The organism is Pseudomonas sp. TUM25319, from assembly GCF_056388475.1.
This window is the reverse complement of sequence record NZ_CM150751.1, coordinates 2,503,391-2,518,544: the sequence shown is the minus strand read 5'-3', so window position 1 is coordinate 2,518,544 and position 15,154 is coordinate 2,503,391. Positions and strand designations below refer to the sequence as shown.

13 protein-coding genes and 1 tRNA gene are annotated in these 15,154 nt (G+C 59.9%); 2 read left to right on the top strand and 12 right to left on the bottom strand.

The genetic code is table 11. The features are described 5' to 3' along the window. Window positions 1-107: 107 nt before the first annotated feature. The 3 genes from AC05QJ_RS11980 to feaR form a co-directional block, all read right to left on the bottom strand. A complete protein-coding gene (locus AC05QJ_RS11980; protein WP_476747051.1) occupies window positions 108-968 on the bottom strand; it encodes a transporter in 861 nt (286 codons plus the stop codon). A gap of 92 nt (window positions 969-1,060) precedes the next feature. Next, window positions 1,061-3,172, bottom strand: a complete 2,112-nt coding sequence (locus AC05QJ_RS11975) for a PQQ-dependent dehydrogenase, methanol/ethanol family (RefSeq protein ID WP_476747050.1) — start codon at window positions 3,170-3,172, stop codon at window positions 1,061-1,063. A gap of 176 nt (window positions 3,173-3,348) precedes the next feature. Further along, window positions 3,349-4,281 carry a transcriptional regulator FeaR gene (feaR, locus tag AC05QJ_RS11970; RefSeq protein WP_476747049.1) on the bottom strand — a complete coding sequence of 311 codons (933 nt, stop codon included), beginning with the start codon at window positions 4,279-4,281 and terminating at the stop codon, window positions 3,349-3,351. A 215-nt stretch (window positions 4,282-4,496) separates the two neighbouring features. On the opposite strand from feaR, the gene AC05QJ_RS11965 reads away from it, so the two are divergent. Beyond that, complete coding sequence (locus AC05QJ_RS11965; RefSeq protein ID WP_476747048.1) at window positions 4,497-6,683, top strand: TonB-dependent siderophore receptor; 2,187 nt, start codon at window positions 4,497-4,499, stop codon at window positions 6,681-6,683. 249 nt (window positions 6,684-6,932) lie between these two features. On the opposite strand, the gene AC05QJ_RS11960 is transcribed toward AC05QJ_RS11965, so the two are convergent. The 9 genes from AC05QJ_RS11960 to thrS form a co-directional block, all read right to left on the bottom strand. Continuing rightward, window positions 6,933-7,009: transfer RNA gene (locus AC05QJ_RS11960), tRNA-Pro, on the bottom strand. A 100-nt stretch (window positions 7,010-7,109) separates the two neighbouring features. Then, entirely contained in the window at window positions 7,110-7,466 is a 357-nt protein-coding gene (locus AC05QJ_RS11955; protein ID WP_158155781.1) for a MerR family transcriptional regulator, read from the bottom strand. Then, window positions 7,447-7,749, bottom strand: coding sequence for an integration host factor subunit alpha (gene ihfA, locus AC05QJ_RS11950; protein WP_002553164.1), 303 nt, complete (start codon window positions 7,747-7,749; stop codon window positions 7,447-7,449). The genes AC05QJ_RS11955 and ihfA overlap by 20 nt, the downstream gene beginning before the upstream one ends. A gap of 3 nt (window positions 7,750-7,752) precedes the next feature. Beyond that, entirely contained in the window at window positions 7,753-10,128 is a 2,376-nt protein-coding gene (pheT, locus tag AC05QJ_RS11945; protein WP_476747047.1) for a phenylalanine--tRNA ligase subunit beta, read from the bottom strand. Window positions 10,129-10,164: 36 nt separating this feature from the next. Beyond that, entirely contained in the window at window positions 10,165-11,181 is a 1,017-nt protein-coding gene (pheS, locus tag AC05QJ_RS11940) for a phenylalanine--tRNA ligase subunit alpha (RefSeq protein ID WP_095159234.1), read from the bottom strand. Between the two features lie 107 nt (window positions 11,182-11,288). Beyond that, entirely contained in the window at window positions 11,289-11,645 is a 357-nt protein-coding gene (gene rplT / locus AC05QJ_RS11935; protein WP_009394046.1) for a 50S ribosomal protein L20, read from the bottom strand. A 28-nt stretch (window positions 11,646-11,673) separates the two neighbouring features. Beyond that, window positions 11,674-11,868: a 50S ribosomal protein L35 gene (gene rpmI, locus AC05QJ_RS11930; protein ID WP_009394045.1), complete on the bottom strand. Its 195-nt coding sequence runs from the start codon at window positions 11,866-11,868 to the stop codon at window positions 11,674-11,676. Window positions 11,869-11,928: 60 nt separating this feature from the next. Beyond that, entirely contained in the window at window positions 11,929-12,480 is a 552-nt protein-coding gene (infC, locus tag AC05QJ_RS11925; RefSeq protein ID WP_476747920.1) for a translation initiation factor IF-3, read from the bottom strand. Beyond that, window positions 12,480-14,402, bottom strand: coding sequence for a threonine--tRNA ligase (thrS, locus tag AC05QJ_RS11920; RefSeq protein ID WP_476747046.1), 1,923 nt, complete (start codon window positions 14,400-14,402; stop codon window positions 12,480-12,482). Before thrS ends, infC begins: the two co-directional genes overlap by 1 nt. Window positions 14,403-14,759: 357 nt before the next feature. Here thrS and AC05QJ_RS11915 point away from each other — a divergent pair, with 357 nt between their 5' ends. Beyond that, window positions 14,760-15,065, top strand: a complete 306-nt coding sequence (locus AC05QJ_RS11915; protein ID WP_476747045.1) for a hypothetical protein — start codon at window positions 14,760-14,762, stop codon at window positions 15,063-15,065. Window positions 15,066-15,154: the final 89 nt, after the last annotated feature.

Genomic DNA, 15,154 nt, shown 5'->3' with positions numbered 1-15,154 from the left:
AGGCAGGTGGCTATTGAGCGGGAGTCAGACGTCAGGGGTACTAAAGTGGGACAGTCGAAAGTCGCAGATTGCTCGCAAAGGGCCGCACAGCGGCCCCCGCGTCCGGATCAGTAGAAATACGCGAGGCGGAACTGCAGCGAATTGTCGATCTTCACCCCTTCGCGCACCGAGGTGTCGTGCATCACCTGCGCCATGCCCTGCAGTTGCTTGTTGAGCATGGTCGCCACGGTGAAGCCGACGGTGCCGTTGTCGCGGCTGGTGGCCAGGGTCACGCCATCCAGGGTCTCGCGGCCGCCCCAGTTGTGCCGGTAGCTGATGGCCGCGTAGGTGTCCTGGGTGAAGTTGTAGCGCAGGTGGTTGTGCAGTTGCAGCAGCGTGTCCTTTTTCGCATCGGTCGAACGCTGGTCCTGGTAGAACTCGGCCTCGGCGATCACATCCCAGGTGATCTTGTCGGTCAGGCCCTTGATGTAGCCGACCTGGAAGTCCACGGCCCAGCGGTTGTTGCTGAGGGCGAAGCCTTCGTTCTTGTCACTGCCGGTGGGCGCGGTGAAGAACACCGACCAGCCCAGGTGCTCGTTGCGCTCGAGGTCGCCGATGGTCCACAGGGTGCCGCCGAAGGTGATGTCGCCCAGGCCTGAATTCTTCGTATGGGTAGCGCCGATATCCTGCTGGCCGAAGGGGATGACGATCTGCGGATCCCAGGTGTAACCCGTGCCGAAGAAGTCGGTGAAGTGGATCAGACGCAGGACGCCGACGGTCATGTCGAGGTCGAGGTCGTCGGCGACTTTCTTGCCGCCGGAGTAGACCTTGTCACCGCGCGGATTCTGCTGGTAGAGCACAACCACGTCGGTGCCTTTGGGCAAGGCGGTGTAGTCGCCGGGGTCGGGCTTGACGTCGGCCAGCGCACTGAGGGAAACGCCGAACAGCGTCAGGCCGGCCGTCAGGATCGAAGGGCTGATGATCTTCATGGTGAACTCTCGTTGTTGTTTTTGTTGGCGTGCAGAGGCCCGGGCAGCCCCCGTTCAGGGGCCGCCAAGGCAGGTTCGGGTTGACGACGGCGTTACTGCGCGGCGCTGGCCTTGAGGTCGGCCTGCAGGTCGTGGGTGCGCTTGACCAGGTACTGGCGGATCAACTCCATGTCCTCGCGCTTGAGGATGTCGGAGAAGTTCGGCATGCCGCGGTTGATCAGCGCACCGCTGACGAACGCCGGGAAGGCCGCGTGCTTGTCCTTGGTCAGGTAGCGCAGGTCGGGCACCACGCCACCGGCGACGGCGTTGAGGCCGTGGCAACCAGCGCACAGGCCATTGAACATATTACGGGCCTGGACCAGTTGCTCGGGCGTGGCCGTGAGTTCCAGCTCGACATTGGGGAACACCGGTGCCTGGCGTGGCGGTGGCAACTCACCCTTGGCGCCGAGCTTGAAGGCGATGATCCGCGACTCCGATTGCACCTTGGCCTTGTTGGTCAGCGAGCCGGTCAGCAGCGGAAGAATCCCGCCCCAGCCGACTGAAAACGCCACGTACTGATCGTCACCGACGGTGTAGGTGATCGGCCCGGCCATCACCCCGGAGTTGGCCCGGTGTTCCCACAGCTTCTCGCCCTTGTCGGCGCTGTAGGCCACCACCCGACCGTCCGCCGTGCCCTGGAACACTAGGTTACCGGCGGTCGCCAGGGTGCCGCCGTTGCCGGCGCTGGCGTATTCCTGCTTCCAGGCCGGCGCTTGCTTGACCGGGTCCCAGGCGATCAATTCGCCGGTCCAGGCATCGCGGATCTGCTTGAAGGTCTTCGGATCTTCCGGCAGGTCGGGTACGTCCAGTCCGAAGTTGAGGACGGATTTGTTCGGGAAGAACATAGGTTCCTTCGCCGCCTTCAGCTCGGCCAGGGTGTGCTGCGCCGGGATGTACACGTAACCGGTGTTCGGGCTGTAGGACATCGGATGCCAGTTATGACCACCCAGGAAACTTGGCTGAACGACCTTCGGCTCCTTGGAGTAGTCCGCGGCACCGGTGAGTACCGGGCGACCGGTCTTCAGATCGATCTCGCTGGCCCAGTTCACCGGGACGTAGTTTTTCGCCGACAGCAGTTTGCCGTTGGTGCGGTCGAGCACATAGAAGAAGCCGTTTTTCGGCGCCTGCATCAGCACCTTGCGTACCTGGCCGTCGATCTTGATGTCGGCAAGGATGATGTGCTGGGTTGCGGTGTAGTCCCAACGATCCTGGGGCGTGACCTGGTAGTGCCAGACGTATTCGCCAGTCTCCGGGCGCAGGGCCAGGATCGACGAGACGAACAGGTTGTCGCCCTTGCCCTGGCTACGGAACTGGTAGTTCCAGGGTGAACCGTTGCCGGTGCCGATGTAGAGCAGGTCGAGATCGGGGTCGTAGGCCATGGAGTCCCAGGCCGTGCCGCCACCACCCCACTTCACCCAGTCGTCACCGGTCCAGGTTTTCAGGGCCATGGCCATCGCCGGGCTTTCCGGCGGCAGCTTCGGATCGCCCGGCACGGTGTAGAAGCGCCAGGCTTCCTTGCCGGTCTCGGCATCGTAGGCGGTGACGTAGCCGCGCACGCCAAACTCGGCGCCGCCGTTGCCGATCAGTACCTTGCCTTTGACGATGCGCGGCGCGCCGGTGATGGAGTAGCTCTTGCTGCGGTCGATGATGGTGTCCACCGTCCAGACTTCCTTGCCGTTCGCCGCATCGAGGGCGATCAGGCGGCCGTCGAAGCTGCCGAGGTAGACCTTGCCGTTCCACACCGCGACGCCGCGGTTGACCGGACCGCAGCAACCCTGGCTGAGGTTCTCGGGCGGCACTTTCGGATCGTATTTCCACAGCAGCTCGCCGGTGGCGGCGTTCATCGCGTAAACGATGCTGAAGGCACCGGTGGTGTACATCACGCCGTCGACCACCAGCGGCGTGGCTTCGGTGCCGCTGTCGATATCCAGGCGGGTGGTCCAGGCCATGCCGAGCTGGTTGACGTTCTTGTCGTTGACAGCAGTGAGCGGGCTGTAGCGTTGCTCGTCATAGGTTCGACCGTGGCTCATCCAGTTGCCGGGTTCGAGATTGGCGTTGGTCAGGCGTTTCGCGTCGACCTGGGCAGGGTGCGTGTTGTCGGCAGCCGAGGCATGCAGGGACGACAGCAACAACGGGAGACCCGCCAGCAGAAAGAGGGTTTTCATGTGTTTCGGACTCCAGCGACACATTTATTGTTGTTATGCGCCCGCGGGACAGGCTGCCCCCGCGGGTCACGCAATAGCAGGCTTTGCGCTACGTAGGGGTATTAGAGAATTTGCGAGGGAAGCGCGCTTGACTGTGACCGCCAATCCAGTTGGCATTTTCTGCCACTGCCGCAGGACTATTCCTGGAAGGCGTGGGCCCTGTAATCACGGGGCGAAACCTCGAACTGACGCTTGAACGCCCGGCTGAAATGGGCGACATCGACGAAGCCCCACTTGAAAGCGATCTGGGTGATGGACTGGCTGCGCAGCGTCTGACAGCACAGGTCATGGGCCACCTTCGTCAGCCGGGTCCGAAGGATATAGCGCGAGACGCTTTCACCGTGTTCCTCGAACAATCGGTAAAGGCTGCGCACAGAAGTGTGCAATTGATCCGCCAGGTACGCAGGGCCGAGATCGACATCCTGCAAGGACTCATCAACCAGGCGCAACGCCGTGGAGAAGAGACTGTTGCTTTCCAGCAAGTGCTCCCGCCCTTGTGACTGCCCCGACATCGCCGGCAACACCAGGGAGACCAGCGCGCTCTGGATCGCCTGACCGTCTTCGCCGTTGGCAGCACCGTCCCCGAGCATGCCGATCGACTGCACCAGCGAACGCACCATGCGACTGGAGACATTATTTCGTGAGAGCTTTCCGAACAGGTTATCGCCCTTGAACTGACGGGTGACGATCTCCCGCGACAGGTGCACCGACACGTTCTCCACCAGCCCCAGCGGCTCGATCTCGAACAGCCTTGCCGAATCCACCAGGGCGATGTCCTCCGGCCCGAGTTCCACTTCCATACCCGCCTGGCGAATACGCTGGCGGCCGCTGCGCTGGTAGATGAGGAAACAATGGCTGTCGTCGCTGTCGACGCCGATCAGTTCGCGGCTGATCAAGCGAGCGTTGGTGCGGATATGGGCGGTGTCCAGCGCGCCAATGGTCTGGCTGTGAATTTCACCGATGAAGTGGCGGGTCAGGCTGGAAGGCAAGGTGCTGAAGTTGCCGCAGATACTGCGCAGGGACTGGCACCAGCGTTCGAATCCGATCTGCTCGCTCGATGGCAGGAACATGGCGCCTCCGGGAATTATTTTTTGATTAACATATTATCTAATTTCGGGAAGAGCAAGGCTTTTAACGACACACAATTTAACTATAAACAAGATCATGTGTATCACATAAACCTGCGGCTGCCCACGTATGGACGGAGACTTCGTAAAGACAAATCTTGACACAGTTATTGGTAAATATTCTCATAAGCATTCTATTTACCAATAAGGACTGCTCCATGTCGTGCCTCGCTCCCCCGCTCTACTTCGCTGCATCTCGCAGCCTGCTGGCCGCAGCCATCTGCATGGCGACCCTGACCCCGGCCCTGGCCGACGATGGCAAGGAGCAGAAAGACAACCCCAATGCTGCACCAATCGAGCTGGGCGCGACCGAGATCGCCAATACGCGGCTGGGTACTACCACCGAGGGCACGGAGTCCTACACCACCGGCGCCATGTCCACCGCAACCAAACTGCCGATGACCATGCGCGAAACGCCACAGGCCACCACGGTCATCACCCGTCAGCGCATGGATGACCAGGCGATGACCAGCATCAACGACGTGGTGAAATACTCCCCGGGGTTGTTCCTCAGTCAGTCCAGCGGCCCGGGCCGGCAGACCTATTCGTCCCGCGGTTTCGATATCGACAACCTGATGTATGACGGCATCCCGAGCACCTACGAGGGTTGGACCGTCGGCGCTCAGCCGAACCTGGCGATGTTCGACCGCGTCGAGATCGTGCGCGGCGCCACTGGCCTGGTCACGGGCTCCGGCAATCCGTCGGCGGCCATCAACCTGGTGCGCAAGCGCCCGCTGGCCGAACAGAAAGTCACCCTCACCGGTGCCGCAGGCAGTTGGGACGATTACCGTGGCGAGATCGACGCCTCAAGCCCGCTGAATGACAGTGGCACCCTGCGCGGCCGTGTGGTGACGTCGTACCGCGACGCCAACAGTTTTGTCGACAACGCCGAAGAAGATCACGGCCTGTTCTATGCGATTACCGAAGCAGACCTGAGTGACGACACCACCCTGTCGCTCGGTTTCTCCCATCAGAAGGACAAGACCAACTACTTCTGGGGCGCCGCGATGGTCGGTCTCGACGGCCATCATCTGGATCTGCCGCGGTCCTACAACCCGGGTACTGACTGGGAGAACAAGGATCAGGAGATCAACACGGTGTTTGCAGAGGTGCGCCAGCGCCTGGCCAATGACTGGAAGCTGCAGGTCAATGCGTCCTACACCGAGCAGAACGCGATGTTCTCGGGCTCCTACCAATCGCGCTGGGCCAGCGACCTGAGCCTGGGGCGCACCGTCTACCAGTCGGCGCATGACGAAAACCAGGCGGGCGTGGACGCCTTTGCCAGCGGCCCGTTCGAGGCCTTCGGCCGTACCCATGAACTGGTGGTGGGCGCCAGCAAGCGCATCTTCGACATGACCACCCACAACTACAGCCCCTATGACATGTACTGGCCGCTCTCTGCCAGCAAGCCGGACTTCGTCCACACCGGCAACAGCAGGACCGTCACCACGCAGGAAGGCGTCTACGCCACCACCCGCCTTAGCCTGGCCGACCCGCTGAAACTGATACTCGGCGCACGCCTGGACTGGTACGACTACGACGACAAGGAAAGCTCGGAGTCCGATTACAAAGTCACCCGTAACGTCACCCGCTACGCCGGCCTGATCTACGATCTGGACGATCATCATTCGGTCTATGTCAGCTACAGCGACATCTTCACGCCGCAGAGCTACAAGACCGCCTCCGGTAGCCTGATCGAACCGATCGTTGGCAAGAACTACGAGATTGGCGTCAAGGGTGAATACTTCGACGGCGGGCTGAATGCCACGCTGGCGCTGTTCCGGGTCGACCAGGAAAACCGTGCCGTCGCGCTGACCGATATCTCCGGATGCGTGGACCCAACGAACTGCTACGAAGCGTCGGGCGAGGTTCGCAGCCAGGGCATCGAGCTGGAACTGCAAGGTGCACTGACCGAAAACTGGCAAGTGGGCGGCGGCTATACCTATGCCCGCACCCACTACCTGAAAGACGAGGCTAATCCGCAAAGAGAGAACCAGCGCCTGACCACCGACTTGCCGGAGCACCTGTTCAAGGTCTCCACGGTGTACCGGTTCCAGGGTCCGCTGGAAAAACTGCGGGTGGGTGGCAACGTCTACTGGCAGAGCCGCATGTACAACGACATCACCACCGCCAGCGGCGGCAGCTATCGCCTGCAGCAAGGGGCCTATGCCGTTACCGACCTGATGGCGGGTTACCAGGTGAACCAGAACCTCGACCTGCAGCTCAATGCCAACAACATCTTCGACCGCAAGTATTACTCGTCCATCTCCAGCTCCGTGCTTTACGGCGGCGACACCTACGGCACACCTCGCAACATGATGCTGACGGCCAAGTACAGCTTCTGAGCAACCGCTTCAACGCGCAGGGATGCGCCTCTTCCGCCCTAACCTCCCCGCCTCGTGACGCCACAGGATGGCAACCTTCCTGGGTCACCGCAGCACCGTCCTCCATCGCCGTCGGCGCTTACTTCGCGTCAGACGCTGACATTCTCTAAAAGACTTGTGCCACCAACCGCGTTGCCCAGGCACGCTGTGCCAACGCGCGGACAAAAAAAATCCAGGTACTTCACAGTACCTGGATTTTTTAGGGATTTTTGGTCGGGACGGAGTGATTCGAACACTCGACCCCTTGCACCCCATGCAAGTGCGCTACCGGGCTGCGCTACGCCCCGAACGTGTTCTCGGTATTGCTGAGAACGTCGAAGAATCTACCTTAAGCTTTTGAATTTTGGAAGGATTATTTTCACAACCCTGATCAAAATTGTGCGCAGGTCACTTCTTCAGAACCACCAGCACATCTTCCAGCTCGGAGATCATTTGCCGAATGAGTTGCTTGTACTGGGTGGTATCGTCCTTGGCCTCATCACTGGAAAGGCGCAGCCTCGCGCCTCCGATGGTGAAACCCTGGTCGTACAGCAAGGCGCGGATCTGACGGATCATCAGCACATCCTGGCGCTGATAATAGCGGCGGTTTCCGCGGCGCTTGACCGGGTTGAGCTGGGGAAACTCCTGCTCCCAATAGCGCAGCACATGAGGTTTGACTGCGCAGAGCTCGCTCACTTCACCAATGGTGAAGTAGCGTTTACCCGGGATGGGCGGGAGCTCGTCGTTATGACTTGGTTCCAGCATAAGCCTCAACCCGGGCCTTCAGTTTCTGCCCTGGACGAAAGGTGACGACACGACGTGCGGTGATCGGGATTTCTTCACCCGTTTTCGGGTTGCGTCCCGGACGCTGGCGCTTGTCGCGCAGGTCGAAATTGCCGAATCCTGACAATTTCACCTGCTCGTTGTCTTCGAGAGCGTGCCTGATTTCCTCAAAGAACAGCTCAACCAACTCCTTGGCTTCTCGCTTGTTCAGGCCCAGCTCCTCGTACAGCCGTTCTGCCATCTCAGCTTTCGTCAGAGCACCCATACGCTATTTCCTTAACGTGGTGTTCAACCTTTGTTCGAGCGAGGTGAGGATCGTCTGGAGCGTGGCGTTCACCTCATCGTCGTTAAGAGTGCGCGATGGATGCTGCCAGGTCAAGCCGACCGCCAGGCTTTTTCTATCAGGATCAATACCTTTACCCTGATAGACATCAAACAGCCTGAGGTCTGTGAGCCACTCGCCCGCATTGTCACGAATCACTTCAAGAACCGCATTCGAAGCAACATCACGACCTGCAATCAAGGCCAGGTCACGGCGCACTTCCGGGAACTTCGACAGTTCGTGGAACTTCGGCAGGCGACCCTCCACGACCTCGTCCAGAACCAGCTCGAAGAGATAGACGGTGCGATCAAGACCCAACATCTTGGCCAATTCCGGATGCAGAGCCCCCAGGTAACCCACTTCACGACCAGCGCGTTCGATGCGTGCGGTCTGGCCCGGATGCAGCGCCGGGTGCTTGCCAGCAACGAAGGTGAATTCGCTCAGCGAGCCGGACGAATTCAGCAAAGCCTCGACATCCGCCTTCACGTCGAAGAAGTCGATGCTCTCGCGACCATTGGCCCAGCCTTCCGGCAGGCGACTGCCGCAGACCACGCCAGCCAGCATCGGCTGCTGCTGCAGACCCTCGAGTTGCCCCACGAAACGCAGGCCGCTTTCGAACAGGCGCACGCGGTCCTGCTGGCGGTTGAGGTTGTGCTGCAGCGCCTTGACCAGACCCGGCCACAAGGACGCGCGCATGGCTGCCATGTCACTGGAAATCGGGTTGGCCAGCAGCAATGGCTCTACGCCCGGCGTGAACAGCTCGAACAGTTTCGGATCGATGAAGCTGTAGGTGATCGCTTCCTGGTAGCCACGGGCGACCAGCAGACGACGCAGTGCCGGCAGCTCGCCACGGGACTCGGCGCGGGCTTGCGGTGCCAGGCGCGCCTGCGGGTAGCGAACAGGCAGACGGTTGTAGCCGTAAAGACGACCCAGCTCTTCGATCAGATCGACTTCCAGGCTGATATCGAAGCGATGGCTTGGTACTTCGACCAGCCATTGCCCTTCTGCTGCCGTGGTTTTCAAGCCCAGGGCATTGAGCAGTTGCTCAACTTCGCCGCTGGCCATTTCCATGCCCAGCATCTGGGTGATGCGCTCGGCGCGCAGCGTGACCGGTGCGATCCTGGGCAGATGCTGCTCGCTGACAGCTTCGATGATCGGACCGGCTTCACCGCCGACAATCTCCAGCAACAGGCCAGTGGCACGCTCCATGGCTTCACGGGCCAACTGCGAGTCAACACCGCGCTCGTAACGATGCGAGGCATCGGTGTGCAGGCCGTAGGAACGGGCTTTACCGGCGACCGAAATCGGTTCGAAGAACGCGCTTTCAAGGAAGATGTCGCGGGTGGTCGCGGATACACCGCTGTGCTCGCCACCCATCACGCCGGCAATGGCCAGGGCACGGCTGTGGTCAGCGATGACCAGGGTGTCGGCGCGCAGGGTGACTTCCTGGCCGTCGAGCAGGACCAGCTTCTCGCCCTCTTCGGCCATGCGCACACGAATGCCGCCATTGATCTCGGCGAGGTCGAATGCGTGCAGCGGCTGGCCCAGTTCGAGCATTACATAGTTGGTGATGTCGACAGCCGCATCGATGCTGCGCACGTCAGCACGACGCAGGCGCTCCACCATCCACAGCGGGGTTGGGCGCGACAGGTCGACATTGCGGATAACCCGGCCCAGGTAGCGTGGGCATGCCGCCGGGGCAAGCACGTCGACCGGGCGAACTTCGTCATGAGCCGAGGCAACGACCGGCACCACTGGGCGGGTGACCGGAGCGGCGTACAAGGCACCCACTTCCCGCGCCAGGCCAGCCAGGGACAGGCAGTCACCGCGGTTCGGGGTCAAGTCGACCTCGATGCTGGCGTCATCCAGATCCAGATACTCACGGATGTCCTGGCCAACCGGAGCATCGGCGGCCAACTCCAGCAGGCCGTCGTTATCGTCGCTGATCTGCAGCTCGGACGCCGAGCACAGCATGCCGTTGGACTCGACGCCACGCAGCTTGGCCTTCTTGATCTTGAAGTCGCCCGGCAGCTCGGCGCCGATCATGGCGAACGGAATCTTCAGGCCGGGGCGCACGTTTGGTGCACCACACACAACCTGGAAGGTCTCGCTGCCGTTGCTCACCTGGCAAACACGCAGCTTGTCGGCATCCGGGTGCTGCTCGGTGCTCAGCACCTCGCCCACCACGATGCCGCTGAATTGACCGGCGGCCGGCGTCACACTGTCGACTTCCAGACCGGCCATCGACAGACGGGCTACCAGCTCGTCACGGGATACCTGCGGGTTGACCCAACCGCGCAGCCACTTTTCACTGAATTTCATCCTGCTCTCCTGAAAGATTCGTTACGGGTGCGCGACCTAGCGAAATTGCGCAAGGAACCGCAAGTCGTTGTCGAAGAACAGGCGCAAATCGTTGACGCCGTAACGCAGCATGGCCAGGCGTTCGGCACCCATGCCGAAAGCGAAGCCCGAGAACTCTTCGGGGTCGATGCCAGACATGCGCAGCACGTTCGGGTGAACCATGCCGCAGCCCATGACTTCCAGCCAGCCGGTCTGTTTGCAGACGCGGCAGCCTTTGCCACTGCACATCACACACTGGATATCGACTTCAGCAGAAGGCTCGGTGAAGGGGAAGAACGAAGGACGGAAACGCACCGCCAGTTCTTTCTCGAAGAACACCCGCAGGAACTCTTCGATGGTGCCTTTGAGGTCGGCGAAATTGATGTCGCGATCGACCAGCAGGCCTTCGACCTGATGGAACATCGGCGAGTGGGTCAGGTCCGAGTCGCAGCGATAGACGCGGCCCGGGCAGACAATGCGGATTGGCGGCTGCGAGGACTCCATGGTCCGCACCTGCACCGGCGAGGTGTGGGTACGCAGCAGCATGTTGGCATTGAAATAGAAGGTGTCATGCATTGCCCGGGCCGGGTGGTGGCCGGGAATGTTGAGTGCTTCGAAGTTGTGGTAATCGTCTTCGACTTCCGGGCCTTCGGCGATGCCGTAGCCGATATGGGTGAAGAACTGCTCGATACGCTCGAGGGTGCGGGTGATCGGATGCAAGCCACCGGAGGTCTGGCCACGGCCTGGCAAGGTCACATCAATGCATTCGGCCGCCAGGCGAGCACTCAGCTCGGCCTCTTCGAAAGCGGTCTTGCGTGCATTGAGCACTTCGGTGACGCGTTCCTTGGCATCGTTGATCAGGGCGCCGACTTTCGGGCGCTCTTCGGCAGGCAGGTTGCCCAGGGTCTTCATCACCTGGGTCAGTTCGCCTTTCTTGCCAAGGAATTGAACCCGGATCTGCTCCAGGGCATTGATGTCTTCAGCGCGTTCCACAGCCTCCAGGGCTTGGGAGACCAGCGCATCCAGGTTTTCCATGTACAGACTCCAGATACGAAATAGGGGAAGAGCTTACAGGCTCTTCCCCTATTTATGACGTTTAACATTCGCCGCCGAATTCGACGGCGAATGATTGTCGTGGGTACTTAAGCCAGGACGGCTTTAGCTTTCTCGACAATCGCAGCAAACGCCGCTTTTTCGTTCACTGCCAGATCAGCCAGAACCTTACGGTCGATCTCGATGGACGCCTTCTTCAGACCGGCGATCAGACGGCTGTAGGACAGACCGTTGTTGCGAGCACCAGCGTTGATACGAGCGATCCACAGAGCGCGGAACTGACGTTTTTTCTGACGACGGTCGCGGTAGGCGTATTGGCCTGCCTTGATGACCGCTTGCTTGGCTACACGGAATACGCGGGAACGCGCGCCGTAGTAACCTTTAGCCAGTTTCAGAATTTTCTTGTGACGCTTACGAGCGATGACGCCACGCTTTACACGAGCCATGAGTAACTTCCTCTATCTTTGACCGAAATTAACGTACGCGCAGCATGCGCTCGACTTTTGCAACGTCCGACGGGTGCAGCAGGCTGCTACCACGCAGTTGACGCTTACGCTTGGTCGACATTTTGGTCAGGATGTGGCTCTTGAAAGCGTGCTTGTGCTTGAAGCCGGAAGCGGTTTTCAGGAAACGCTTCGCGGCACCGCTTTTGGTTTTCATTTTTGGCATGTTCGGATACTCCGCATTCAGTGGATAAACATAACCGCAAGGCCTGCCGTGCCCTGGTGGTTATTTCTTTTTCTTGGGGGCGATGACCATCATAAGCTGGCGTCCTTCCATCTTCGGATGCTGCTCAACGGTGCCGTAGTCGGCGAGGTCGGTTTCGACCCGCTTCAACAGCTCCATGCCCAGCTCCTGGTGAGCCATCTCACGGCCGCGGAATCTCAGAGAGATCTTGGCCTTGTCCCCATCACTAAGGAAACGTACCAGGTTGCGTAGTTTTACCTGGTAATCCCCTTCTTCCGTCCCTGGACGAAACTTGATTTCTTTGATCTGGATCTGTTTCTGGTTTTTCTTGGCCTCGTTGGCCTGTTTCTTCTTCTCGAAGAGGTGCTTGCCGTAGTCCATGACCTTGCAGACAGGAGGTACGGCGTCAGCAGAAATTTCTACCAGATCCAGCTTCGCTTCATCAGCGATACGAAGCGCTTCATCAATCGAGACGATGCCAATCTGCTCGCCGTCAGCGCCAATTAACCGAACCTCGCGTGCCGAGATATTCTCGTTGATCGGGGCCTTCGGTGCAGTTCGTTTATCCTGTCTCATATCACGCTTAATGGTAATTACTCCGAATCTTGGCGACCACGCCGGGAAACCGCTTGCGCAAGCAAGTCCGCGAACTGGGCGACGGGCATGGAACCCAGGTCAGCACCTTCACGGGTACGCACAGCGACAGTTTGCGTTTCGACTTCCCGATCTCCAATAACCAAGAGATAGGGAACCTTGAGCAAGGTATGCTCGCGGATTTTAAAGCCGATCTTCTCATTTCTCAAGTCAGACTTGGCACGGAATCCGCTTTCAGTCAGTGTTTTTTCGACGAGATGGGCGAATTCGGCCTGCTTGTCGGTGATATTCATGATCACCGCCTGGGTTGGCGACAACCAGGCCGGGAATGCACCTTCGTAGTGCTCGATGAGGATACCGATGAAACGCTCGAAGGAACCGAGGATCGCCCGGTGCAGCATCACTGGGTGCTTGCGGCCGTTGTCTTCGGATACGTATTCGGCACCCAGACGGATCGGCAGGTTGAAGTCCAGCTGCAGCGTACCGCACTGCCAGACACGACCCAGGCAGTCCTTGAGCGAGAACTCGATCTTCGGACCGTAGAAGGCACCCTCGCCCGGCTGCAGGTCATAAGGCAGACCGGCGTTATCCAGGGCAGCGGCCAGCGCAGCCTCGGCACGGTCCCACAGCTCATCCGAACCAACGCGCTTTTCCGGACGGGTCGACAGTTTGAGCTGGATGTCCTGGAAGCCGAAGTCGGAGTACACATCCATGGTCAGCTTGATGAACGCCGCCGATTCGGACTGCATCTGCTCTTCGGTGCAGAAAATGTGGGCATCGTCCTGAGTAAAGCCGCGAACACGCATGATACCGTGCAAGGCACCCGACGCTTCGTTACGGTGGCAGGCGCCGAACTCGGCCAGACGCAGTGGCAACTCGCGGTAGCTTTTCAGGCCCTGGTTGAACACCTGAACATGGCACGGGCAGTTCATCGGCTTCACCGCGTAATCACGGTTTTCCGACTGAGTGGTGAACATATTGTCGGAATAGTTGGCCCAGTGACCCGACTTTTCCCACAGGCTGCGATCGACCACCTGAGGAGTCTTGATCTCCAGATAGCCGTTCTCGCGCTGAACCTTGCGCATGTACTGCTCAAGCACCTGATACAGGGTCCAGCCGTTCGGGTGCCAGAACACCATGCCCGGCGCTTCTTCCTGGACGTGGAAAAGACCGAGGCGCTTGCCGATCTTGCGGTGATCGCGCTTCTCGGCCTCCTCGATGCGCTGGATGTACGCAGCCAGTTGCTTCTTGTCAGCCCAGGCAGTGCCGTAGACACGCTGCAGCTGTTCGTTCTTGGCATCGCCACGCCAGTAGGCGCCGGACAACTTGGTCAGCTTGAACGACTTCAGGAAACGGGTATTCGGCACGTGCGGGCCACGGCACATGTCGACGTATTCTTCGTGATAGTACAGGCCCATGGCCTGCTCATCCGGCATGTCCTCGACCAGGCGCAGCTTGTAGTCTTCGCCACGGGCCTTGAACACTTCGATCACCTCTGCACGCGGGGTGACCTTCTTGATGACATCGTAATCCTTGTCGATCAGCTGTTGCATGCGCTGCTCGATAGCAGCCATGTCTTCCGGCGTGAAAGGACGCTCGTAGGCGATGTCGTAGTAGAAGCCTTCGTCGATGACCGGACCGATGACCATCTTCGCAGTCGGGTACAGCTGCTTGACTGCGTGGCCGACCAGGTGGGCGCACGAGTGACGAATGATTTCCAGCCCCTCTTCGTCCTTGGGCGTAATGATTTGCAGGCGGGCATCGTGATCGATCACGTCGCAGGCATCGACCAGCTTGCCATCGACCTTGCCGGCGACGGTGGCCTTGGCCAGGCCTGCGCCAATGGATGCGGCGACCTCGGCGACGGTAACCGCCTGGTCGAACGTACGTTGACTGCCATCGGGAAGAGTAATTACGGGCATGGCGCCTCCTCTCCTAGTGGTGACCCCTACCAAAGGTCACGTGGGTTGGGATGAGCCAGTACGCGATTCGCCCCTGTCTTTCCGAAAGGAAAGCCTGCCTCACAGTGGCAGAAGTCGAATGCCTGCCAGGGAACGAACCAGAGTGACTGGAACAGAAATAAAGACGGGGCAAGCACAGCGCTACCCCGAGCCCGGCATGCTAGCACATGCATCGGCGCAGGCGACGGGTTAGACAGTCAACAGCCGGAAATATTTGGAAAAAAGCCGCGACACTGAACTCCCACGGATTTTTCCTGCTCAGAGTTACTGAAGCGTCCTACTCTTGATGAGACCCGACTACCCAAGGAGTATCTGGTTATGCGACTTCAGTCTCTTTTCGCCCTGGCTGCCGCAGGGGCCCTGCTGTTGCCGTTGAGTGCCAATGCCGGTCCATGGCCGGCTGGCAAGAAAGGCCAATACATGGATCAGTGCGTGCAGGTCGCCACCGGCCAAGGCGTAAACGCCAAGCAAGCCGACGCCCACTGCAAGTGTGGCGCCGATGCGATCGAGAAGAACTTCAGCACCAGTGAAATCGAGGCGCTGGACCGCAAGGATGGCGTCGACGCTGCGCTGCTCCAGCGCGCCCAGGCTGCGGTCAAGGCGGCTTGCGCACCCAAAGGCTGAGGATCATTGGAAGCATTCTTGCCCCAGATCATCATTCGCTACAGCGAAAAGCCACCACCGGCGCAGAATTAGACTATGATGTCCCCGTG